Consider the following 22,078-nt stretch of genomic DNA (forward strand, 5'->3'; position numbering starts at 1 on the left):
CAGCAGCCGGCAATCAGAAATATGGACCCCAATGAAAAGGCGCATCCGAAGATGCGCCCTCAGGTGCCGGCCTTACTCAGCCTTTGGCTGTTCACGCAGACGGATGTGCAACTCGCGCAGCGCCTTGGCATCCACCACGCCCGGAGCCTGGGTCATGACATCGGCCGCGCTCTGGGTTTTCGGGAACGCGATCACTTCACGGATCGACTGGGCGCCGGTCATCAGCATTACCAGGCGGTCCAGGCCGAAGGCCAGGCCACCGTGGGGCGGTGCACCGTACTTCAGCGCATCGAGCAGGAAGCCGAATTTCTCTTCCTGTTCCGCTTCGTTGATGCCCAGCAGACGGAAGACCGCCTGTTGCATTTCCTTGCGATGGATACGGATCGAACCGCCACCCAGCTCGGTGCCGTTCAAGACCATGTCGTAAGCGCGCGACAGAGCGGTGGCCGGGTTGGCCTCCAACTCTTGCGGCGAGCACTTCGGCGCGGTGAACGGGTGGTGCAGCGCCGAGAAGCTGCCATCGTCGTTCTCTTCGAACATCGGGAAGTCGACGACCCACATCGGTGCCCACTCACAGGTCAACAGCTTCAGATCGTGACCCAGCTTGATGCGCAGCGCGCCCAGGGCTTCGCTGACGATCTTGGCCTTGTCGGCGCCGAAGAACACGATGTCGCCGTCAACCGCACCCACGCGATCGAGGATCACGTTCAGGTTGGCTTCAGGGATGTTTTTCACGATCGGCGATTGCAGGCCGTCGACACCGGCGGCGCGCTCGTTGACCTTGATGTACGCCAGGCCCTTGGCACCGTAGATGCCGACGAACTTGGTGTAATCGTCGATCTGCTTGCGCGGCATGCTGGCCCCGCCTGGCACACGCAGGGCCGCGATACGGCATTTCGGGTCGTTGGCCGGACCGCTGAACACCTTGAAATCGACTTCCTTGAGCTGGTCGGCCACGTCCACCAGTTCCAACGGGTTACGCAGGTCCGGCTTGTCGGAACCGTAGCGGCGCATGGCCTCTTCGAACGTCATGTGCGGGAATTCGCCGAACTCCAGACCCAGCACTTCCTTGAACAGGTTGCGGATCATGCCTTCGGTCAGGCCCATGATGTCTTTTTCGTCGAGGAAGCTGGTCTCGATGTCGATCTGAGTGAACTCAGGCTGACGGTCGGCACGCAGGTCTTCATCGCGGAAGCACTTGGCGATCTGGTAGTAGCGATCGAAGCCGGCCACCATCAGCAGTTGCTTGAACAACTGCGGCGATTGCGGCAAGGCGAAGAAACTGCCGGGGTGTGTGCGGCTCGGCACCAGGTAGTCGCGGGCGCCTTCCGGCGTGGCGCGAGTCAGGATCGGCGTCTCGACGTCAAGGAAGCCGTTCTCGTCCAGGTAACGGCGGATGCTGGTGGTCATGCGCGAACGCAGACGCAGCTTCTCGGCCATTTCCGGGCGACGCAGGTCGATGAAGCGGTAGCGCAGTCGGGTTTCTTCGCCCACATCGGAGTATTCGTTGAGTGGGAACGGCGGGGTTTCCGATTCGTTCAGCACTTCCAGCTCATAACCCAGCACTTCGATCATGCCAGACGCCATGTTGGCGTTGCCGGCACCGGCCGGACGCAGGCGGACCTTGCCGGTGATCTTGACCACATATTCGCTGCGCACGCGGTCGGCGGTGGCGAAGGTGTCCGCGCGGTCCGGATCGAACACCACCTGGGCCAGGCCTTCACGATCACGGATATCGAGGAAAATCACCCCGCCATGGTCACGGCGACGATGGACCCATCCGCAAAGAGTAACTTCCTGACCTTCCAGGCTTTCGTTCAGTTGGCCGCAATAATGGCTGCGCATCATGGTAGTGGTTTCACTTCTCGTAATTCGAAATTCGGTTGGAGGCCCTGCCCGTGCAAGAACTCGCGCGTGTTCAACTCAATCAGCTTTGTCGCCACCGGCCAGGTTTTTCTTGGCGCCGGTCTTGAAGTCGGTTTCATACCAGCCGGTGCCGCCGAGGCGGAAACCTGGCATGGACAGCATCTTTTTCAGTTCCGGCGCCTGGCAGGCAGGGCAGTCGACCAGCGGTGCCGCGCTGATCTTTTGAATGGCTTCCATCTGATGACCACAGGAAGCACATTGATAGTCGTACATCGGCATGGGGGTTGTCTCGGCGATCAGGTTACTCGCGCAAAGACTGGGCTTTGCGGCAAAGAGCGGGATTATATCCATTAAATGCGGCCTGTGCAGCCGTAAGACGGCACAGGTCGCCCCCATCATTTGATGGAGCTATGCGCTCAGCCTGCCAACGAGGGCTCCACAACCGCCATCCCGGTCTCCTTCAAGCTGTGCACCACGCAAACCACCCGCACCAACCCACTGAAATTGCGTACCCCGCCATGGCGCAGATGCACCTCCCGGTCCACATGGGACAGCAACGTGCTGACGGAACAGCTGTTGAGCCGGGCCATGGCGCCGAGAATATCCCAATAGACCTGTTCCAGGCGCAGACAGGTAGCAAACCCGTTCAGGCGGATGGATCGGGCCAAGGGACGGGCCAGCTGCATGTCGAAGCCACTGACGAACGGGTCGATGCTTATGGGCTGACAACGCCCAAGCGCGCCCTCCCTGGATTCTTTTCCTTGAATCATACCGTTGACACTCCTTTGCCATACGAACCTCTCAATTGGGACAACCAATCTGTGGCTCTATGGAAGCTCAACGGCATCGCCAGATCCAGATGACTTTATGACCATCGACGTAGGACAAGCCAGCAGCAGACAGGCGACGAGTTACGCCGTCCTACACCTGACGCGCAGGCAATGATACCGATGGCCACATCAGCAGCTGCGCGACGATTACTGCCCTTCGAGCAACGAACGCAACATCCATGCGGTCTTTTCGTGGACCTGCATGCGCTGGGTCAGCAGATCGGCGGTCGGCTCATCACTGACCTTGTCCAATAAAGGAAAGATGCCACGGGCCGTACGCGTCACCGCTTCCTGGCCCTCGACCAGTTGCTTGATCATGTCCTCGGCGCCAGGTACGCCCTCCTCTTCCTTTATAGAAGACAAGCGCGCATACACCGAGTAAGCGCCTGGGGCCGGGAAGCCAAGGGCACGAATGCGCTCGGCGATCAGGTCCACCGCCAGCGCCAGTTCGTTGTATTGCTCCTCGAACATCAGGTGCAGGGTCCGAAACATCGGCCCCGTGACGTTCCAGTGGAAATTGTGGGTCTTGAGATACAGCACATAGGTGTCCGACAACAGGCGCGACAGCCCGTCGACGATGGACTTGCGATCTTCTTCACTGATACCGATATCAATTGCCATGCTGGTTGATCTCCTGACGGTGATGAATTTGACAATTTAGTGGATATCGCCGCCGGCAGCCTGCGACAAATTGCCAATCCTGCTGAACCGACAAGCCTGGACACCTGACGGTTCCGGCCAGCTGGGAAAATTCAACGCCCTTTGCCAGCCCCCTTCAAGTGCCGATTGGCTTTTCCTGGCCGACGAACAGCGTGGTACACGTCCGTAACGCGTTTGAGAAGGCCGGGGCTTTGCTGTTAAATAGGCAGTGTGTCGCTACGCCTATTTTTCCGGGTATGGCGCATAGGCTGATTCGGAGACGTGTCCAACGCCTCTCATTGTTTCGAAGCGAACCGCCTCCGACCAGCTCTTCCTTGTGATCTGTCTTAACCGTGAGCCAATCAAAATGTTGAAAATCGTCCACTTGCTAATGGGCGCAGCTGCCCTGCTGCTGTCCTTCATCCCTAGCCTGGGTTCCGAAGCCACACCTTACCTGCAACATCCCGATGCGCTGTACCTGGCCTTTTTCGGCCTGCTCAACCTGACCCTCGCACCTGTTATCCCTTACTGGAACAAAGGTCCACGTCATCAACTGCAAAACCTCGTCAGTGCCCTGCTGGTGCTGGCCGTTGCCGTGCAAACCCTGGCCCTGCTGGCACCCATGCCGGAAATCGCCGGTCAACCGGCCATCCTGCTCAGCCTGGCTGCGGCCCTGCTGGCGGTAGCACTGCACCTGGCCGTCAGCTTCTACAAGAAGTCGTCACCCGCCGCCGCGCCGCAGAACTACGACATGTCCAACCGCGATACCGGCACCGTGAAGTGGTTCAACACTTCCAAAGGGTTTGGTTTCATTTCACGCGACTCCGGCGATGATATTTTCGTGCATTTCCGGGCCATTCGTGGCGAAGGCCACCGCGTCCTGGTAGAAGGCCAGCGCGTGGAGTTCTCCGTGATGAACCGCGACAAGGGTCTGCAGGCCGAAGATGTGATCGCCGCGCTGCCGCGCCGCTGATCCAAGCGTAAAAAAACCGCGATGCAGCCAGGCTGCTCGCGGTTTTTTATTGCCTGCCAATCAGGGCGGGGTCAGTAATGAGGCGGTGGTGCTTCCTCTTCGAAGGATTCGAATTGCCCGGCCATGTCTTCCTGGCGCTTGAGCAACGCTGCCATCTGCAGCTGCAAACGCTCGACAACGCGCTGCTGCTCCACCAGCACGTCGTTCAATGCCTGGATGGTGTCATCCTGAAACGCCAGGCGGCTTTCCAGATCGGTTACACGCGCTTCAAGGTTCATGGTTTCAGCCCTCCAGAAACTTGAAATCATTGGCGAGGGCCACTCGCAAGCGTTCGCGAATGGCCGTCACCTGTTCGGCATTATACGGCTTGGCCGGATGCTTGCCCCAGACCGGCGCGGGCCAGGCGGCATCATCGCGCTTGCGCACGATGACATGCATGTGCAATTGACTGACAACGTTACCCAAGGTTGCAACGTTCATCTTATCGGCGTCGAACGAATCCTTGAGGGTTTCGGCCAGCGCCGTGGTTTCTTTCCACAGTTGCTGTTGATCGGCGTCATCCAATTGAAACAATTCGCTGATATCTTCCCGCCGCGGCACGAGAATGAACCACGGGTAATTCGAATCGTTGGACAAGAGCAACCGGCACAGCGGGAAATCACCGATGGGCAATGTGTCTTGTTGCAATCGTGGGTCTAAGGCAAACACCGCGTACTCCTCGTTATTGATTCTGCCCGGCTCAGCGCCTCGCAGGCCTGCATCAGGCACAGACCCGCAGCATACCTGCGAACGCCTACGCGTTCACTGTGCGCTCCAGCTGGCATTAACACGGGCAACACGCGCACCAACACAGCGCAACAGGCCCCGCAAGCGCCTGAGACGACCATCCCAGGGGGATACACGAAGCGCTGCCGCTGTAAAATTATCGTACAGCTTGAAAATTTTTTGCACCAAAACAGCACAACGCGTCTACGCTCAGTGCACGAAGCATCCGGGATTTACTCACTGGTAGGGTGAACCGGTAACGTTTTTGGTGGTCTCGCGACATTTTTGCGCCCCAAACACGAGAGCTGCACGGCAGTCAACCCTATTTAAAACAAGGCCTTTGGAGCCCGGTTTCATGAGGTTTCACCACGTCAAAACACAGAATGTGAAAAAAACGTGAACAAAATCCGGGTTTGAGCATGCTTGTTGCATTCATCCCAGACATCGCCAGCAAGGTGTCGCCGGAAGCGAAAACCAGCTGGCCTATAAATAAAGTGGCAAGGTTGCCCTCAAGGAGCTTCAAGCGCAGTAACAAAGGACTCTTTACACCGTCGCCGGAAAAAAGAAGCAACTTCGAGTTGTGAGTCCGATTGCGCCGGAACAGCCGAAATACGACATGGATCGAGCCATTGGCGACATGGTCGTAAAGAAGCTAAAAGGTTGGATGGGCAAGTATCGCCAATAATGTCGTCGTGATATAAGTTTGCGCCGACACAAAAAGAAAGAGCCGCCCAGATAAAAAAACAGGTGGGACGGCAGTACTCTTCTAAAAACCAAAGGAGCAAATCACGATGCGCGTGATGAAGTGGAGCATGATCGCACTGGCTGTTTCGGCCAGTACCTCGCAGTTCGCAATGGCCTCTTCCCAGGAAGAATCCAAGGGCTTTTTTGAAGATCAGAGCCTGGTCGCCAAAACCCGTATGGAATACATGAACCGTGACTTTAAAAGCGGTTACGGTAACGCTCGTAGAGCCAATGGCAACAACACCACCAGCAATACCGCCAAAATAAATGGCTATCGTCAGGAGACAGGTCTTAGCGAGCTGCTCACTTACCAATCGGGCTTCACTCAAGGCACCGTCGGTGTCGGTGTCGACGCATTTGCTGGCGGTGCTATAAAACTGGACGGCGGCAAGGGCCGCGCCGGTAACGGCCTGTTCGCCAACAATGGCGAAGGTGACCAGGAAGATACCCAGTCGCGTGCCGGTGGCGCTGTTAAATTCCGCCTGTCCGACACCGTACTGAAGTACGGTAACCAGTTCGTTGGCAGCCCGGTTTTCTCCACTGACGACAGCCGTTTACTGCCTGAAGTAGCGACCGGTACTTTGATCACCAGCAAGGAAATCAAAGGTCTGGAACTGAGCGCAGGTCGCTTCACCGCGCTGAGCTCGCAAACTGGCATGGGTCGCGACAGCATCAACGGCAAAGGCGCAGCAGGCCTGACCAGTGCCAACATTGCTGGCGCAACTTATCAATTCACTGACAATTTCGTGGGCACCGTCGCCGCCTCCGACGTTGAAGACTATTTCAAGAAGCAGTACCTCAACCTGAACTACACCTTGCCGATCGCAGACACCCAGTCTCTGAATTTCGACTTCAACGGCTACCGCACAAGCGGTGATGGCCAGGAATTGAACGGCGAAGTCGACAACAAAATCTGGAGCCTTGCAGCAGCGTATACCTTGGGCGCCCACAAATTCACCATTGCTCACCAGCGCTCCAGCGGTGATGCCGGTTACTCCTACGGCATCGATGGCAACGGCACAATTTTCCTGGCTAACTCCATTCAGATCTCCGACTTTAACAACAAGGACGAGCGCTCCTGGCAAGCGGCCTATAACCTCAACATGGCAACCTATGGTGTGCCAGGTCTGAGCTTCATGGCCCGCTATGTTACAGGTGATAATATCGACACTGGCGTATCTGGTGCTGAAGGTAAGGAACACGAACTTAACTACGAGGCCAAGTACGTCCTGCAGGAAGGTCCGGCTAAAGACCTGTCCTTCCGTTTCCGTAGCGCGGTTTATCGTGCCAACGGCGACCTGGGTCAAAATAGTAACAACAACGACGTTCGCCTGATCGTCGAATACCCACTGAGCATCTTGTAATTCAGTGCTAATTCGATAGCTGCACCCGCAACAAACAAAAACCGCTCACCTGATCCAGGTGAGCGGTTTTTTTGTATCCGCTACATATCAACTCTATGACAACTAATTAATAGCAAGCTAACTAAACATAACCTGACCCTAACGCCAGGTTATATTCAAATCGTTATTGCGGTGCCCCTTCCTGGACCACCCGAATAACCCGCTGCGGAAACGGAATATCAATACCCGCTTCTTTCAAACGATCCCGGGCCTGTTCATTGAACATGAACATCATGCTCCAGTAATCCGCCGTCTTGACCCAAACCCGCAACGACACCGTGATCGAACTGTCGCCCAAAGTGGAAATCACCGCTTCCGGCGCCGGCTCGGCCAAGACGCGCTCATCCTTGGCCAAATCCAGCAACACCTGCTGGGCCTTTTTCAGGTCGGCCTGGTAATCCACGCCCACGTCGAACACGACTTTGCGGGTCGGCTGGCGATTGGTGTTGGTGATGATGCCGTTCGACAGGTTGCCGTTGGGCACGATGACGGTCTTGTTGTCGCCGGTGCGAATCACCGTGTGGAAGATCTGGATGCTGTCGACCGTGCCAGCCACACCCTGGGCTTCGATCCAGTCGCCGATGCGGAACGGACGGAACAGCAGGATCAGCACGCCGCCGGCGAAGTTCGCCAGGCTGCCCTGCAACGCCAGGCCGATCGCCAGGCCGGCGGCACCGATGGCGGCGACGAATGAGGTGGTTTCCACACCGATCATCGACGCGACGCTGACGATCAGCAGTATTTTCAGGATGATGTTTGCCAGGGTACTGATAAACCCTTGCAGCGCCAGGTCAGCGTTACGCAGTGCCAGCAAAGCACCCAGTTTTTGCGTCACCTTGTTGATCAGCCACCAGCCGATGGCCAGGGTGATGATCGCCAGCAGCACCCGGCTGCCATATTCCATGATCATGGGGATCCAGGTCTGGGAAGCCTTGACCAGGTTGTCCACTTCAGCGTTCAAGTCCATCTAATTCTCCTTTGTTCCTGTTACCACGAAAGACCTGCAGAGACGCGTTGTGGCGAGGGAGCTTGCTCCCGCTTGGGTGCGTCGCGCCCACCTACTAAGGGGCTGCTACGCAACCAGCGGGAGCAAGCTCCCTCGCCACAGTGTCTCCATACAACTGAGGTATCAGTCGCGAAAGTTATTGAACTGCAATGGCATGCCGAATTCCTTGGCCCGCAGTGCCGCGATGGCTTCCTGCAAGTCGTCACGCTTCTTGCCGGTGACGCGCACCTGCTCGCCCTGGATGGCGGCCTGTACCTTGAGCTTGGCGTCCTTGATATGAGCGACGATTTTCTTCGCCAGTTCCTTGTCGATGCCTTCCTTGAGCACGGCTTCCTGCTTCATCAGCTTGCCCGAGGCATAGGCATCCTTGACCTCAAGGCACTGCACGTCGATCTTGCGCTTGACCAGGGCCAGCTTGAGGATCTCGATCATCGCCTCGAGCTGGAAATCGGCCTCGGCGGTCAGGTTGACGGTCAGGTCCTTTTCCTTGAACTCGAAACTGCCCTTGCCCTTGAGGTCATAACGACGGTCGAGTTCCTTGACGGCGTTTTCAACGGCGTTGGTGACTTCGTGTTTGTCCAGTTCGGATACCACGTCGAATGACGGCATGTAGTGTTCTCCAAATAAAAAGGCGCGCCCGTAACGAAGGCGCGCACTTGGCTTGTGGTTAAAATCGGGCTCATTATAACGGGTCTTTTCTTGCCGATACCGCGAGCCCCTCAGATGCCTGCGCCAAACCGAGTAAAAAACTGATGTCCACCACCTGGCATGTCCTCGGGGCCGGCAGCCTCGGCACCTTATGGGCCACCCGCCTGGCCCGGGCCGGCCTGCCGGTGCGGCTGGTGCTGCGCAACGAAACCCGCTTGCAGGCCTATCGGGCCGCCGGTGGCCTGACCTTGGTGGAACAGGGCCAAGCGCAGTGTTACCCGGTGCCTGGCGAAACGGCGGTCAGCCCCGAGCCGATCAACCGCCTGCTGGTGGCCTGCAAGGCCTATGATGCGGAGGCGGCCGTGGCCTCGGTGGCCCATCGCCTGAGCGCCGAGACGGAACTGATCCTGCTGCAGAACGGCCTCGGTAGCCAGGATGCGGTGGCCAATCGCGTGCCCCAGGCCCGTTGTATCAGCGCCTCCAGCACCGAAGGCGCGTTCCGCGACGGTGACTGGCGCGTGGTGTTCGCCGGCCACGGCTACACCTGGCTGGGCGACCCCGCCCACCCGGTAGCACCGTTCTGGCTGGATGACCTGAGCGCCGCCGGCATTCCCCACCAATGGAGCGCCGACATTCTCACGCGGCTCTGGCGCAAACTGGCGCTCAACTGCGCGATCAACCCACTGACCGTGCTGCATCACTGCAAGAACGGCGGCTTGCAGACGCATCACTGTGAAGTGGCAACCTTGTGCGCCGAACTCACCGATCTGCTGGAGCGCTGTGGTCAGCCGGCGGCAGCCGAAGACTTGCCGAGCGAAGTCGAACGGGTGATCCAGGCCACCGCCGCCAACTACTCCTCGATGTACCAGGACGTCGCCAACGGCCGCCGCACCGAAATCAGCTACTTGCTCGGCCACGCCTGCAAGGTCGCCCAGCGCCATGGGTTGACGGTGCCGCACCTGGAACAGCTGCGCCAGCGATTGATTGTGCACTTGAACAACCTCGGATTGCCCAGCGACTGAGCAGCGGCTACGCTGGCCCTCGTGTTCCTTTTTTGCGACGAGCCTGATGCCATTGCGCCAGCACCTTGAAAACCTCCCGGTCGGCCAGAAACTGCTGGCCGCCCTGTTGGTGTTGTTGACCACTGTCCTGCTGGTGGCCAACCTGACCTTTATCAGCGCCGCCTATTACATTTCCCAGGAAAGCATGGCGCCCCAGGCCCTGCAGACCATCGGCCGGCTGGTGGCCAATCCGAGCCTGATCTCCGATGCCCTGCAATCGCCACAAAATGCCAAGCGCCTGCTCGATGAGCTCAACAGCTATGCACCGCTACGGGCAGCGGCGCTGTATGACGGCCAGGGCGAACGCCTGGCGCAATTGCAACATGCCGAAAAACTCAAGCTGCCGGACCATTACCGCTATATGCAGGCCTGGCAGGCCGGTGAATTTCGCAGCAACCAGGTCATCACCCTGCCCCGCCCCGGTACGGAGCCGGGCCACCTGTTGCTGGTGGCCAGCAGCGAACTGCCGACGGCGTTCTACACAGGCACCCTGACCGCCAGCCTGGGCATCCTGATTTTCAGCGTGTTGCTCTGGCTGATCATTGCCCAGCAGATCAAACGCCTGATCACCCAGCCGATCCATCAGCTCGAAGAACTGTCGCGCCAGGTCACCCGCGAGGAGAACTATTCCCTGCGCGCCGCTCGCGGCAACCACGATGAAATCGGCAGCCTGGCCGAGGCGTTCAATACCATGCTCTCGCGCATCGAAGCCCGGGAACAACAACTCAAGCGCGCCCGAGATGACTCCCAAGCTGCCTACGACCAGGCCCAGGGCCTGGCGGAAGAAACCCGCCACACCAACCGCAAGCTGGAGCTGGAAGTCCAGGTGCGCAGCAAGATCGAAAAGAAGCTCACGGGTTTTCAGAACTACCTCAACAGCATCATCGACTCCATGCCGTCGGCGCTGATCGCCCTCGACGAGCAGCTCTACGTCACCCAATGGAACCAGGAAGCCAGCGCGCTCTCCGGAACGCGGCTGGACGAGGCGCTGAACCAGCCGATCTTCCTCGCCTTCGAACCGCTCAAGCCCTACCTGCCGCAGCTCAAGCAAACGGTCGAGCAGCACACGGTGGCCAAGATCGAACGCGTCACCTGGACCAAGGACGACGAAGCCCGACACTACGCCCTCACTTTCTACCCGCTGATGGGCGGCGCCGGGCGCGGGGTGGTGATCCGCATCGATGACATCACCCAGCGCCTGTCGTTGGAAGAAATGATGGTGCAATCGGAAAAGATGCTCTCGGTCGGCGGCCTCGCGGCGGGCATGGCCCACGAGATCAACAACCCGCTGGGGGCGATCCTGCACAACGTGCAGAACATCCGCCGACGCCTGTCGCCGGAACTGCCCAAGAACCTCGAACAGGCCGAGCAACTGGGTATCGAGTTGCAAGAGGTCAATCGCTACCTTCAGGGCCGGGAGATCCCGCAACTGCTCGACGGCATTCAACAGGCCGGCGCCCGGGCCGCGAAAATCGTCACCCACATGCTCAGCTTCAGCCGTCGCAGTACCCGGCAGATGGCGCCGTGCGACCTGCCAGCGCTGATCGACCAGGCGGTGGAAATCGCGGGCAACGACTTCGACCTGGCAATTGGTTTCGACTTCAAGGGCCAGGCGATCATCCGTCAGTTCGACCCAAACCTGGGCCCGGTGCCTGGCACGGCCAACGAGCTGGAGCAGGTGCTGCTCAACCTGCTGAAAAACGCCGCCCAGGCGATCCACCAACGCCAGGACGACAGCGAGCCAGGGCGTATTATCCTGCGCACGCGATTGAATCCGCCGTGGGCGGAGATTCAGGTCGAGGACAACGGCATCGGCATGAGCGAGAACGTGCGCAAGCGCACCTTCGAGCCATTTTTCACCACCAAGGAAATCGGCCAGGGCACCGGCCTGGGGCTGTCGGTGTCGTATTTCATTATCACCAATAATCACAAGGGCCAGATGGAAGTGCAGTCGGCGCCAGGCCAGGGCACCTGCTTCACCCTGCGCCTGCCCCTGGCAGGCACTTCGATGGTGGCGCAGGAAAACAAGCAACTGGAGCGCTGAGCATGGGTTTTCGCCTGTCGAAGATTTACACCCGCACCGGCGACAAAGGTGAAACCGGGTTGGGAGATGGCCGCCGCGTGGCGAAGGATCACCCTCGGGTCGAGGCCATCGGTGAAGTGGATACGCTGAACAGTCAGCTGGGGTTGCTGCTGGCCGGTCTTGCCGCTGAAATGGGTCAATACCCGGCGCTGAAGGAGGTCATCGACGTGCTGACGCCCTGTCAGCATCGGTTGTTCGACCTGGGCGGTGAACTGGCAATGCCGGCCTATCAAGCACTGACCACGGCGGAAGTCGAGCGCCTGGAAGCGGCGATTGATGTGTGGAACGAAGAACTGGGGCCGCTGGAAAACTTCATCCTGCCCGGTGGCTCGACACTGATTGCCCTGGCTCATGTCTGCCGCAGCCTGGCCCGCAGCGCCGAGCGCCGTTGCCAGCAGTTGAACGCCGTGGAGCCGTTGGCCGGGCCGGGGCTGGCCTATATCAATCGGTTGTCGGACCTGTTGTTCGTGGCGGCGCGGGTCATCGCCCGGCGGCAGGGGGTGGCGGAGGTGCTTTGGGTGGCGGCGGCCAAGCCTGCGGGGTGATCACAGAGGTGTATCGTTTGTGAGTTCCTCATCGCGAGCTTGCTCGCGATAACGTCAGCAGCCACACCACAAAATCAAGCCTCAGGCCAAAACGCCCGAATCCCCGCCACACCCTGCGCCCCGGCCTCCCAGGCCTTTTGCCGTTCGCCAGGCCCGACCCCGCCCAACAGATAAACCGGCTTGTTGAAACCCTCGACCAGCCGTGCAACCTCTTCCCAACCCAACGGTTGAGCGTCTGGATGGGTCTGGGTCGGTTGCACCGGTGAAAGCGTGACGAAGTCCACGTCCATCTGCAGTGCCAGGGACAGCTCCTCGGCGTTGTGGCAGGAGGCCGCCAGCCAGCGATCTTTGCCGAAGGGGCGCCCTGCCGCCGCATGCTTGCGCAGTTGCGCAGCGGTGATGTGCCAGCCGGCGGAGGGGAAATCCCCCAACCATTCGAACGGTCCCTTGAGCATCAACTGGGCCTTGCCGGCACACAGCCCCACCGCGTCCACCGCCAGATCGCGATATTGCGGGTCGTAGCCGTTGGGCGCGCGTAGCTGGACCAGTTTGATCCCGCCGGCGATGGCCTTCTGCATGCCTCGCAGCAGGGCCGGTGTTTCGAGGCCTTCAGGCGTGATCAGGTACTCACTCGGCAAACGGGCTGCCGCGACGATCGGCTGGTTGGCCGCCGGAAACTCGTAGTTCGGCAGATCCCGGGCCGCGACCCAAGCCAGCGGTTGCCCTTCGGCGCCATGGGGCTCGCCGGTGAACGCCGAGACTTCCCAGACATCCAGCAACACCTGTTTGTCCGGGTAGTCGTGGCGCACTTTGATCAGTGGCCGCGCCGCGCCGACCACAATGCCCAGCTCTTCCTGAAGTTCCCGGGCCAGGGCGGTTTCGACGGACTCATCGGCCTCGACCTTGCCACCGGGAAACTCCCACAGGCCGCCCTGGTGCTGAGTGTCGGCACGACGAGCGATCAGGATTTTGCCAGCGGCGTCACGAATGACCGCCGCCGCTACGTGTATTCGTTTCACCGCGCAGTGTCCTCCAGGCCGGCCTGTTGCCACGCCTTGAACGCCGGCCATTGATAAAGGGTTTCGACATAGGCCGCATCGACCTCCGGCAGTTCCACCTGATAAGTGCGCAGGCGCACGGCAATCGGCGCGAAAAACGCGTCGGCCAGGCTCAAGGGACCAAACAGGTAGGGACCGCTCTCGGTGGCCGCGGCTCGGCATTCAGCCCACAGCGCCAGCATCCGCTGGATTTCCGCCTGGACTTCCACCGGCACGGGCGACAGCGGCGCATCACGGAGCAAGTCAAAGGGCATGTTGCTGCGGATGGCGAAGAAACCGCTGTGCATTTGTGCACAGGCCGAACGTGCCTGGGCCCGAGCAGCGACATCCTTGGGCCAGAGACCGGCGCTGGGGAACTGTTCGGCCAGGTATTCGGCAATTGCCAGGGAGTCGGCAATCACACCGAACTCGGTCTTGAGCAACGGGACTTTGGCGGTGGCTGAATACTTGAGCAGTTTCTCGCGGGTGTCCGGCTGGTCGAGCCTGACCAACTCTTCGGTGTACTTCGCGCCGGTCAGCGCCAGGGCCAAAGCGCCGCGCATGGACCAGGAAGATAGATCTTTGTCGCCGATGATCAGGTGCAGGCTCATGTGGATTCCTTTCTTGTGGAGCAAACTGTGGATCTGGCAGGCCGCCTTCGCGAGCAAGCCCGCTCCCACAATGGATTTACGGTGTGAACACGTTTTATGTCACCCAACAAATCCCTATGGGAGCGGCGGTGCGGCGATCCGACTTGCTCGCGAATGGGACGACTCGGTTTAAGTCCGATACTCAGCGTTGATCTTCACATACTCGTGGGACAGGTCGGTAGTCCAGATGGTTTCGCTGCAATCACCACGCCCCAGCTCGATGCGGATGGTGATTTCTTCCTGTTGCATCACTGCCGCACCCTGGGCTTCGGTGTAGGTCGCAGCGCGAGCGCCCTGGCTGGCGATGCAGACCTCACCCAGGAACACGTCGATCTTGCTCACGTCCAACTCCGGCACGCCGGCACGGCCGACGGCGGCGAGGATCCGGCCCCAGTTTGGGTCGGAGGCGAACAACGCGGTCTTGATCAGCGGCGAGTGCGCCACGGTGTAGCCGACGTCCAGGCATTCCTGGTGATTACCACCGCCGTTGACCTGCACGGTCACGAACTTGGTTGCGCCTTCACCGTCACGGACGATGGCCTGGGCCACTTCCATGCACACTTCGAACACGGCCTGCTTCAGGGCCGCGAACAGCGGACCGCTGGCCTCGGTGATCTGCGGCAGGTTGGCTTTGCCGGTGGCGATCAACATGCAGCAGTCGTTAGTCGACGTGTCGCCATCGATGGTGATGCGGTTGAACGACTTGTTGGCGCCGTCGAGCATCAGGTCTTGCAGCACCTGCCGGGAGACGTTGGCGTCGGTGGCGATGTAGCCGAGCATGGTCGCCATGTTCGGACGAATCATGCCTGCGCCTTTACTGATGCCAGTGACGGTGACGGTCACGCCGTCGTGCTGGAACTGGCGGCTCGCGCCCTTGGGCAGCGTGTCGGTGGTCATGATGCCGGTGGCGGCCGCAGCCCAGTTGTTTTCCGACAGGTCATCGAGCGCGGCCTGCAGCGCGCCTTCGATCTTCTCGACCGGCAGCGGCTCGCCGATCACACCCGTGGAGTACGGCAGCACCTGGCTGGCGTCGACACCGGTCAGCTCGGCCAGCTTGGCGCACGTGCGCTCGGCGGCAGCCAGGCCTGGCGCACCGGTGCCAGCGTTGGCGTTACCGGTGTTGGTCAGCAAATAACGCACCGGCCCCTGCACACGTTGCTTGGCCAGGATCACCGGCGCCGCGCAAAAGGCGTTGAGGGTGAACACGCCGGCAACCGTCGAGCCTTCGGCGCAACGCATCACCACGACATCCTTGCGCCCGGGGCGCTTGATACCCGCCGAAGCGATACCGAGTTCAAAACCGGCAACCGGGTGCAACGTTGGCAACGGACCAAGACCAACAGCCATGAATGCGCTCCTCAAATAGATGTATATCGGCACCGTCTTTAATCGAAACGGTGGATCAAAATGGCAAAACGCCGCGATGGTGAGTCGCGGCGCGGGTCATTCAGCGTTGAAACGGGGGTTATTGGATCTGCCCGTGGCAATGCTTGTATTTCTTGCCCGAACCGCAATAGCACAGTTCGTTACGGCCCAGCTTCTGCTCGTTGCGCACTGGCGCGGTCGCCAGCGCGACATCCACATCGACGCCCTCCTCGGCTACCACGTCCAGGCCAGGGGCTTGGGCGTGTTCGAATTGCATGCGTGCGGCCAGGGCTTCGGCTTCCTGACGCAGGCGGGCTTCTTCTTCGGCCGGGTCTTCGCGGCGGACCTGAACGTGGGACAGCACACGGATCGAGTCGCGCTTGATCGAATCCAGCAGCTCGGAGAACAGCGTGTAGGACTCGCGCTTGTACTCCTGCTTCGGGTTCTTCTGGGCGTAGCCACGCAAATGGATGCCGTGACGCAGGTGATCCATGGTCGACAGGTGGTCTTTCCACAAGTCATCCAGGACTCGCAACACAATCTGCTTCTCGAACGAGCGCAGCGCTTCGGCGCCGGCCTGGTCTTCTTTCTCGTTGTACGCGGCGATCAGCTCGGCCAGCAGCTTCTCGCGCAGGGTTTCTTCGTACAGGTGATCGTCTTCGTCGAGCCATTGCTGGATCGGCAACGCCACGCCGAAGTCGCTCTGCAACGCAGCTTCCAGACCGGCGACGTCCCACTGCTCGGGCAGCGACTGCGGCGGAATGTGAGCGCTGACGGTGGCGTTGAGCACGTCCTGGCGGAAATCGGTGATGGTCTCGCCAATGTTGTCGGCGGCCAACAAACTGTTACGCATGTGATAGATCACTTTACGCTGTTCGTTGTTGACGTCGTCGAACTCGAGCAGTTGCTTGCGAATGTCGAAGTTGCGGCCTTCGACCTTGCGCTGGGCCTTCTCGATGGCGTTGGTCACCATGCGGTGCTCGATCGCCTCGCCCGGCTGCATGCCCAGGGCCTTCATGAAGTTCTTCACCCGGTCAGAGGCGAAGATACGCATCAGGCTGTCTTCCAGGGACAGGTAGAAGCGGCTGGAACCGGCGTCGCCCTGGCGACCGGCACGGCCACGCAGTTGATTGTCGATACGGCGCGATTCATGACGCTCGGAAGCGATCACCTGCAAACCGCCGGACTCCAACACTTGCTGGTGACGCTTCTGCCAGTCGGCCTTGATCTGCGCGATCTGCTCGGGGGTCGGGTCTTCCAGGGTAGCTACTTCCACTTCCCAGTTGCCGCCCAGCAGGATGTCGGTACCACGGCCGGCCATGTTGGTGGCGATGGTCAGCGCACCCGGGCGACCGGCCTGGGCGATGATTTCGGCTTCTTTCTCGTGGAACTTGGCGTTGAGGACCTTGTGCTCGATGCCTTCCTTGTTGAGCAAGGCGGACATGTGCTCGGAGGTTTCAATGGTGGCGGTACCCACCAGGATCGGACGACCCTGGGCCATGCCTTCCTTGATGTCGTTGATGATCGCCGCGTATTTCTCTTCGGCGGTCAGGAACACCAGGTCGTTGTAGTCTTTACGGGCCAGTGGCTTGTTCGGCGGAATCACCACCACTTGCAGGCCATAGATCTGGTGGAACTCGAACGCTTCGGTGTCAGCGGTACCGGTCATGCCGGACAGCTTGTTGTACAGGCGGAAGTAGTTCTGGAAGGTGGTCGAGGCCAGGGTCTGGCTCTCGGCCTGGATGTTCAGGTTTTCCTTGGCTTCGATGGCCTGGTGCAGGCCCTCGGACAGACGACGACCCGGCATGGTACGGCCGGTGTGTTCGTCCACCAGCACGACCTGGCCGTCCTGCACGATGTATTCGACGTTGCGATGGAACAGCTTGTGGGCACGCAGGCCTGCATAGACGTGGGTCAGCAGGCCCAGGTTGTGGGCCGAGTACAGACTCTCGCCTTCGGCCAGCAAGCCGACACGGGTGAGCATTTCCTCGACGAACTGGTGACCGGCTTCGTTGAGCTCGACCTGGCGGGTCTTCTCGTCAACGGTGTAGTGCCCGGGCTGGGTGACTTCGCCTTCGACTTCCTCGACGTGCAAGGTGAGCTGCGGGATCAGTTTATTGATCTCGATGTACAGCTTGGAGCTGTCCTCGGCCTGACCGGAAATGATCAGTGGGGTACGGGCTTCATCGATGAGGATGGAGTCGACTTCGTCGATCACGGCAAAGTTGAGTTCACGCTGGAATTTTTCTTCCATGCTGAACGCCATGTTGTCGCGCAGGTAGTCGAAACCGAATTCGTTGTTGGTGCCGTAGGTGATGTCGGCAGCGTAGGCGGCGCGCTTCTCTTCCGGCGGCTGGAACGGCGTGACGACGCCGACGGTCAGGCCGAGGAATTCGTAGAGCGGGCGCATCCAGTTGGCATCGCGGCGGGCCAGGTAGTCGTTGACCGTTACCACGTGCACGCCCTTGCCGGACAGTGCGTTGAGGTAGACGCCCAGGGTGGCCACGAGGGTCTTGCCCTCACCGGTACGCATTTCGGCGATCTTGCCTTCGTGCAAGGTCATGCCGCCGATCAACTGAACGTCGAAGTGGCGCATGCCCATGATCCGCTTGCCGGCTTCACGGGCGACCGCAAAGGCTTCGGGCAGGAGCTGGTCAAGGGTTTCCCCCTTGGCGATGCGGTCCTTGAATTCGGCAGTCTTGGCGCGTAACTGATCGTCCGAAAGGGCCACCATTTGCTCTTCGAAGGCATTGACAGTCTGTACCGTCTTGAGCATGCGTTTGACTTCACGCTCGTTCTTGCTTCCAAAAAGTTTCTTTAACAAAGGCGCAAACATATCGGCAGGATCTTCCACACTAAAGGGATGGAGGGCGGCCCCATGAGTCGCCCGAGCAGCCCTCATGGCCGCATGCGAACGAGCATTCTACCCGGAAACGATGGAGAGGAAAGTGGCGTTATTCCACGATGCTGGCACAGCGCTGTGACGGGGCCTCCCTAAAATAAGGGCTTTTGCGCGAACTTCAACCCACAAAGCACAGAAGTTACGCGTTGATTGGGCGGGCGACAGCGGTCGAGGCGGCCTCGGCGCTTTCTGCTACCATGGCGCCTCTGTCACTTGCGGTATTCATTCATGGCCTTTCGCCCTCTTCCAGCCAAGGCTCCCGCCGTCCTGCTGCGCGAAGCCAAACCGCTGAAAGCCATCTTCGGCCACGCCAAACGCCTGGGCCACTTGCAGCGCCTGCTCGACAGCCAGTTGCAGCCGGCCGCCCGCGAGCATTGCCACGTGGCGTCCTGGCGCGAAGGCAGTTTGTTGCTGATCGTCACCGACGGCCATTGGGCCACGCGCTTGCGTTACCAGCAAAAGCGCCTGCTGCGTCAATTGCTGGCGTTCGAAGAGTTCGCCAACCTGACGCGGATTCTGTTCAAGGTCCAGCCGCCCACGGTGCAGGTCGGCGTCAAGGGGCATACGCTGGATTTGTCCACCGATGCCGCCGCGACGATCCAGGCCACGGCGGATGGCATCAGCGACCCCAACCTGCGGGCAGCGCTGGAGCGGTTGGCGGCGCATGCCAGGCCCAAGGACTGAGATTTTCATTGCCTGTTGGAACGCCATCGCGAGCAAGCTCGCTCCCACAGGTTGAGTCCAGACCTACCGGCGCTTGCTACCCCCCAGCAACGACCCCATCAACCCGCGCACCAATTGCCGCCCCAACTGATTGGCCGCCTGGCGCATCGCCGACTTCAAAGCCTGGCCGGCAGCCGTGCCAAGAAACTCCCCGGCTTTCTCGGTGAAGCTCGGCTCTTCGGCCGTTGGCTTGCCCGAGGCCTCTTCTGCCTGCGGCTCCAGCCCCTTGCGCCCCATCAGCACTTCATAGGCCGATTCGCGATCAATGGGTTTGTCATAACGCCCTTGCAATGGCGAACTGGCAATCAGCCCGGCGCGCTCGGCCTCGGTCAGTGGGCCAATGCGCGACTGCGGTGGCGCCACCAGCACGCGCTGGACCACTTCCGGCGTGCCTTTTTCCTGCAAGGTGCCCACCAGGGCTTCACCGATGCCCAGTTCAGTCAGCACCGCCAGGGCCTCGAATTGCGGGTTCGGCCGGAAACCATCCGCCACCGCCCGCAACGACTTCTGCTCCTTGGCGGTAAAGGCCCGCAGGCCATGCTGAATGCGCAACCCCAACTGCGCCAGAACGTCGTCTGGCAAATCCCCCGGTGACTGGGTCACGAAATACACCCCGACGCCCTTGGAGCGAATCAGCCGCACCACTTGTTCCAGCCGCTCCTGCAAAGCCTTGGGCGTGCCGGCAAACAGCAAATGCGCCTCATCGAAGAACAGCGCCAGCAGCGGTTTGTCCGCATCGCCGCGCTCAGGCAATTGCTCGAACAGCTCGGCCAGCAGCCACAGCAGGAACGTTGCGTAGACCTTGGGGGCTTCGTGAACCAGACGGCTGGCGTCGAGCAAGTGGATGCGGCCGCGACCATCGCTGGCCGGTTGCAGGATGTCTTCGAGTTGCAAGGCCGGCTCGCCGAACAACGCGTCCGCGCCCTGCTGCTCCAGGGTGGACAAGCGTCGCAACAAGGCTTGGCTGGAACCGGTGGTCATCAGGGCCGCATCGTCGCCCAGCAACTCGGGGTTGTCCTTGAGGTGATTGAGCAGCGCCTTCAGGTCCTTGAGGTCCAGCAGCAACAGGCCTTCGCGGTCGGCGACCTTGAAGGCGGCGTACAACGCCGATTGTTGGCTGTCCGTAAGCTCCAGCAGGCTGCCGATCAGCAAGGGGCCCATTTCACTCAGCGTCGTGCGCAACGGATGACCGGATTGACCGTGGATGTCCCACAAGGTCACTGGATAAGCCTGAGGCTTGTGGCCGAGCCAGGGCATGCCGGCGATACGCTCGGCGACCTTGCCCTGGGGATTGCCAGCGGCACCGAGGCCGCACAGATCACCCTTGATGTCCGCGGCGAACACCGCCACGCCGGCATCGCTGAAGGCTTCGGCCAGGCGCTGCAAGGTGACGGTCTTGCCCGTGCCGGTGGCGCCCGCCACCAGACCATGACGGTTCGCCAGGCGCATGGCTTGGGCGATGGGCTGGCCGGCAAGGTCGGCCCCGATAACGAGTTGCGATGAGTCAGGCATGTGGTCACCCGTGGTATTTGCGATATGACGCCATTTTGCACGCTTATATAAAAGCACATGTGGGCGCGGGCTTGCTCGCGAAGAGGCCATCACAAACACCTATCACCTCACTGACACCCCACCTCCACAACCCCAACCGAACATCTATTCTTACTAAAGGTCAACACAGGAGAACACAGACCGGAGGGACGTTCATCGTGCATATAGCGGACATAACCATGTTCTACGCCCCCGCCAGCGGAGGCGTGCGAACTTATCTGGATGCCAAGCACCGGCGCCTGGGTGATCGGCCCGGGATTCGCCACAGCCTATTGATCCCCGGCGCGCATTTGAGCGAGCACGATGGGATCTACAAGGTTCCAGCCCCCGCACTGCCGTTTGGCAAGGGCTATCGTTTCCCACTTCGCCTGGCACCCTGGCGTAATGTCCTGCGTGATCTGCAGCCGGATCTGATTGAAGTCGGCGACCCCTACCTCACCGCCTGGGCCGCCCTGGATGCCCGGCGCCAGCTCGATGTACCCGTGATCGGCTTTTACCATTCCGACCTGCCGCTGCTGGTGAGCAACCGCATGGGTAACTGGTTCACGCCCAATATCGAAGCCTATGTCAGCAAGTTGTACGGTAATTTCGACCGGGTCCTGGCGCCGAGTCAGGTCATGGCCGACAAACTGACCGGACTGGGCGTCAAGAACGTCTACGTGCAACCGTTGGGCGTGGACCTGCAAACCTTCAACCCCACCGCCCGCGACCCGGGGCTGCGGGCCGAGCTGGGCATTGCCGAAGACACGCGCCTGCTGATTTTCGCCGGGCGCGGTTCCAAGGAAAAAAACCTGCCGGTGCTGCTCAAGTGCATGAAACGCCTGGGCGAACGCTACCACCTGCTGCTGGTGGGCTCCTCGATGCCTGCCGTGGTGCCGGACAATGTCACGGTGGTCGACGAATTCTGCCCGGCGCCGCAAGTCGCCCGGCTCATGGCCAGCGCCGACGCCCTGCTGCACGCTGGTGATCAGGAGACCTTCGGCCTGGTGATTCTCGAAGCCATGGCCAGCGGGATTCCCGTCGTGGCAGTGGCGGCCGGGGCCTTCACCGAAATCGTCCATGAAGACTGCGGCCTGCTGTGCACGCCCAACAATCCACAGGCCATGGCCAACGCCGTGCGGCAACTCTTCTCTGAAGGCTGTAAACGTCGTGGTGTATTGGCGCGCCGGCATGTGGAGCATCACTATGCCTGGGATACGGTGGTCAACAGCCTCTTGGGCCATTACCACTCGGTGCTGGGCGAACAACTGCCACTGTTGGCCAACGCGTGAGGCGAGGTCCGTGTCG

Annotated in this window: 20 protein-coding genes; 7 read left to right on the plus strand and 13 right to left on the minus strand. The window is 60.4% G+C overall.

What is annotated here, in order from left to right; genetic code table 11:
- Nucleotides 1-72: 72 nt before the first annotated feature.
- From aspS to EPZ47_RS23550, 4 genes are all read right to left on the minus strand, one after another.
- Nucleotides 73-1,848, minus strand: a complete 1,776-nt coding sequence (gene aspS / locus EPZ47_RS23535) for an aspartate--tRNA ligase (protein WP_135846914.1) — start codon at nt 1,846-1,848, stop codon at nt 73-75.
- A 75-nt stretch (nt 1,849-1,923) separates the two neighbouring features.
- The gene (locus tag EPZ47_RS23540; protein WP_003178589.1) at nt 1,924-2,145 is read right to left on the minus strand and encodes an FmdB family zinc ribbon protein; all 222 of its coding nucleotides are present in this window, start codon (nt 2,143-2,145) and stop codon (nt 1,924-1,926) included.
- A 137-nt stretch (nt 2,146-2,282) separates the two neighbouring features.
- Complete coding sequence (locus tag EPZ47_RS23545; protein WP_135846915.1) at nt 2,283-2,636, minus strand: ribbon-helix-helix domain-containing protein; 354 nt, start codon at nt 2,634-2,636, stop codon at nt 2,283-2,285.
- 207 nt (nt 2,637-2,843) lie between these two features.
- Nucleotides 2,844-3,317 (minus strand): Dps family protein, encoded by a 474-nt coding sequence (locus EPZ47_RS23550; RefSeq protein WP_135846916.1) that lies wholly within the window; start codon nt 3,315-3,317, stop codon nt 2,844-2,846.
- 385 nt (nt 3,318-3,702) lie between these two features.
- On the opposite strand from EPZ47_RS23550, the gene EPZ47_RS30630 reads away from it, so the two are divergent.
- Nucleotides 3,703-4,308: a cold-shock protein gene (locus EPZ47_RS30630; protein ID WP_135846917.1), complete on the plus strand. Its 606-nt coding sequence runs from the start codon at nt 3,703-3,705 to the stop codon at nt 4,306-4,308.
- Between the two features lie 71 nt (nt 4,309-4,379).
- On the opposite strand, the gene EPZ47_RS23560 is transcribed toward EPZ47_RS30630, so the two are convergent.
- Nucleotides 4,380-4,586 (minus strand): SlyX family protein, encoded by a 207-nt coding sequence (locus EPZ47_RS23560; RefSeq protein ID WP_135846918.1) that lies wholly within the window; start codon nt 4,584-4,586, stop codon nt 4,380-4,382.
- 4 nt (nt 4,587-4,590) lie between these two features.
- Nucleotides 4,591-5,016, minus strand: coding sequence for an HIT family protein (locus tag EPZ47_RS23565; protein WP_135846919.1), 426 nt, complete (start codon nt 5,014-5,016; stop codon nt 4,591-4,593).
- Between the two features lie 848 nt (nt 5,017-5,864).
- Here EPZ47_RS23565 and EPZ47_RS23570 point away from each other — a divergent pair.
- Nucleotides 5,865-7,181 (plus strand): OprD family porin, encoded by a 1,317-nt coding sequence (locus EPZ47_RS23570; RefSeq protein ID WP_135846920.1) that lies wholly within the window; start codon nt 5,865-5,867, stop codon nt 7,179-7,181.
- Between the two features lie 163 nt (nt 7,182-7,344).
- Here EPZ47_RS23570 and EPZ47_RS23575 read toward each other — a convergent pair whose 3' ends face one another.
- Nucleotides 7,345-8,187, minus strand: a complete 843-nt coding sequence (locus EPZ47_RS23575) for a mechanosensitive ion channel family protein (RefSeq protein ID WP_135846921.1) — start codon at nt 8,185-8,187, stop codon at nt 7,345-7,347.
- A 162-nt stretch (nt 8,188-8,349) separates the two neighbouring features.
- On the minus strand, nt 8,350-8,835 hold the full coding sequence (locus EPZ47_RS23580) for a YajQ family cyclic di-GMP-binding protein (protein ID WP_135846922.1): 486 nt from the start codon (nt 8,833-8,835) through the stop codon (nt 8,350-8,352).
- Nucleotides 8,836-8,978: 143 nt separating this feature from the next.
- Here EPZ47_RS23580 and EPZ47_RS23585 point away from each other — a divergent pair, with 143 nt between their 5' ends.
- The 3 genes from EPZ47_RS23585 to EPZ47_RS23595 are packed head-to-tail and all read left to right on the plus strand — an operon-like array spanning nt 8,979 to nt 12,563.
- On the plus strand, nt 8,979-9,896 hold the full coding sequence (locus tag EPZ47_RS23585) for a putative 2-dehydropantoate 2-reductase (protein WP_135846923.1): 918 nt from the start codon (nt 8,979-8,981) through the stop codon (nt 9,894-9,896).
- A 46-nt stretch (nt 9,897-9,942) separates the two neighbouring features.
- Nucleotides 9,943-11,979, plus strand: coding sequence for a sensor histidine kinase (locus tag EPZ47_RS23590; protein ID WP_135846924.1), 2,037 nt, complete (start codon nt 9,943-9,945; stop codon nt 11,977-11,979).
- 2 nt (nt 11,980-11,981) lie between these two features.
- Complete coding sequence (locus EPZ47_RS23595) at nt 11,982-12,563, plus strand: cob(I)yrinic acid a,c-diamide adenosyltransferase (RefSeq protein ID WP_135846925.1); 582 nt, start codon at nt 11,982-11,984, stop codon at nt 12,561-12,563.
- Between the two features lie 74 nt (nt 12,564-12,637).
- Here the strand turns inward: EPZ47_RS23595 and EPZ47_RS23600 are convergent, their stop codons facing one another.
- From EPZ47_RS23600 to secA, 4 genes are all read right to left on the minus strand, one after another.
- Entirely contained in the window at nt 12,638-13,582 is a 945-nt protein-coding gene (locus EPZ47_RS23600; protein WP_135846926.1) for a Nudix family hydrolase, read from the minus strand.
- Complete coding sequence (locus EPZ47_RS23605) at nt 13,579-14,211, minus strand: glutathione S-transferase family protein (protein WP_135846927.1); 633 nt, start codon at nt 14,209-14,211, stop codon at nt 13,579-13,581. The genes EPZ47_RS23600 and EPZ47_RS23605 overlap by 4 nt, the downstream gene beginning before the upstream one ends.
- Nucleotides 14,212-14,379: 168 nt before the next feature.
- Nucleotides 14,380-15,597: a bifunctional glutamate N-acetyltransferase/amino-acid acetyltransferase ArgJ gene (gene argJ / locus EPZ47_RS23610; RefSeq protein ID WP_135846928.1), complete on the minus strand. Its 1,218-nt coding sequence runs from the start codon at nt 15,595-15,597 to the stop codon at nt 14,380-14,382.
- Between the two features lie 118 nt (nt 15,598-15,715).
- Entirely contained in the window at nt 15,716-18,451 is a 2,736-nt protein-coding gene (secA, locus tag EPZ47_RS23615) for a preprotein translocase subunit SecA (RefSeq protein ID WP_135846929.1), read from the minus strand.
- Between the two features lie 294 nt (nt 18,452-18,745).
- On the opposite strand from secA, the gene EPZ47_RS23620 reads away from it, so the two are divergent.
- Nucleotides 18,746-19,201: a DUF721 domain-containing protein gene (locus EPZ47_RS23620; RefSeq protein ID WP_135846930.1), complete on the plus strand. Its 456-nt coding sequence runs from the start codon at nt 18,746-18,748 to the stop codon at nt 19,199-19,201.
- Between the two features lie 63 nt (nt 19,202-19,264).
- Here the strand turns inward: EPZ47_RS23620 and EPZ47_RS23625 are convergent, their stop codons facing one another.
- Nucleotides 19,265-20,752 carry a helicase HerA-like domain-containing protein gene (locus EPZ47_RS23625; protein ID WP_135846931.1) on the minus strand — a complete coding sequence of 496 codons (1,488 nt, stop codon included), beginning with the start codon at nt 20,750-20,752 and terminating at the stop codon, nt 19,265-19,267.
- Nucleotides 20,753-20,970: 218 nt separating this feature from the next.
- Here EPZ47_RS23625 and EPZ47_RS23630 point away from each other — a divergent pair, with 218 nt between their 5' ends.
- The gene (locus tag EPZ47_RS23630; protein WP_178084276.1) at nt 20,971-22,062 is read left to right on the plus strand and encodes an N-acetylglucosaminyl phosphatidylglycerol synthase; all 1,092 of its coding nucleotides are present in this window, start codon (nt 20,971-20,973) and stop codon (nt 22,060-22,062) included.
- Nucleotides 22,063-22,078 lie beyond the last annotated feature (16 nt).

It is taken from the genome of Pseudomonas viciae (assembly GCF_004786035.1).
Lineage (GTDB): Bacteria > Pseudomonadota > Gammaproteobacteria > Pseudomonadales > Pseudomonadaceae > Aquipseudomonas > Aquipseudomonas viciae.